The organism is Emticicia sp. (assembly GCF_049241225.1).
Taxonomy (GTDB): Bacteria; Bacteroidota; Bacteroidia; order Cytophagales; family Spirosomataceae; genus Emticicia.
Map to the genome: position 1 here is coordinate 25,657 of NZ_JBMLRC010000390.1, position 1,293 is coordinate 26,949.

General features: G+C 37.4%; 2 protein-coding genes. Both read left to right on the plus strand.

Features of this window, described 5'->3' with window-relative positions:
* Window positions 1-498 (plus strand): ATP-binding domain-containing protein (locus ACOVO2_RS20405; protein WP_421771753.1); only part of this gene is annotated, 498 nt, incomplete at its 5' end.
* Window positions 499-538: 40 nt separating this feature from the next.
* Window positions 539-1,117 carry a Uma2 family endonuclease gene (locus ACOVO2_RS20410; protein ID WP_421771754.1) on the plus strand — a complete coding sequence of 193 codons (579 nt, stop codon included), beginning with the start codon at window positions 539-541 and terminating at the stop codon, window positions 1,115-1,117.
* The last annotated feature ends 176 nt before the right edge of the window (window positions 1,118-1,293 follow it).

A 1,293-nucleotide genomic window follows, 5' to 3' on the forward strand; every position in this document is an offset into this window, starting at 1 on the left:
GAAGATTCAAAGGCGGGTTTTATTGCCAACGGCGATTTTGTGGAGGTAATCAAGATTCGGCGAGAAGAAGAAATGCACGGGCTTCGCTTTGCCAACGTTACGCTCAAACTGGTTGATTATCCCGATGAAGAAGAATTTGATTGCAAGATTATTCTGAATACGCTTTATTCGAATTCGCCAACATTAACCACCGAAGAAAATAAAATGCTCTACGAAAATGTGCTGAAAGATTATTTTTGGGTGAAATCAAAGAAAGAACGCCAAGATTTATTGCGTAAAGATTCGTATCTGAATGCTCTCCAAGTAAAGTTTGCGTATGCTCTGACTTGCCATAAATCGCAGGGTGGACAGTGGGATGCTGTCTTTGTTGACCAAGGTTATTTACCGCCCGATGCCGAAATAGATAGTGACTTTATTCGCTGGCTTTATACGGCCATCACTCGTGGCGTAAAAGAAGTTTTCTTGCTTAATTTTAATAAACAGTTTTTGGAGAGCTGAGGAGAAAAATCTTTAAATTGCATAAAAATCAAGCATAAAAATGGGAGATTCGGTTTTAAAGAAAGAAATCAGCATCAAAGAATATGTAGAACTGGAAGAAAAATCGCTCCAAAAACATGAATTCTTTGGTGGAGAAATTTACGCAATGGCAGGCGGAAAACCTTCGCACGCCCTGATTTCTAATAATATAGCTGCCGAACTACGAAACAGTCTAAAAGGAAAGCCATGTTTGGCTTACAATAGCGACTTGGCCATTGCCACTGCCGAAGATGAATTTGTCTATGCCGATGCCTCAGTCGTGTGTGGTGAAATTGAAAGTTATGTCGAACACCCAAATGCGGCAAAAAATCCAATATTAATTGTAGAAGTTCTTTCTGACTCAAGCGAAAAGTATGACCGAGGCGAAAAATTCAGAAAATACCAGCAGATAGAATCTCTGAGAGAATATTTATTAATTGCTCAAGACAGAATTCGAGTGGAGGTTTATTCAAAACATGAAAATATTATTTTTTGGCAGTATCGTTCGTATGATTCTTTGAATGATGTAATTGAGTTAAATTCAATCAACTGTAACGTCGCTTTAAGTGATATTTATTTAGGTTGGAAAAAAGAAGCATAGCATGTCGAAACGCCACAAAAAATATAAGAAATACGTACAAACAAAAGTTTTCACTTCGCCTGGCACACTTGAGTATGTGGGCAAAGATGTTCCGATTAATACTGTCGTAAAATTGGTTGAGTTTAATGATGAAATTTATCAGCAAAAAGAAGTAAAATCTATCAGTGAATGTAAGC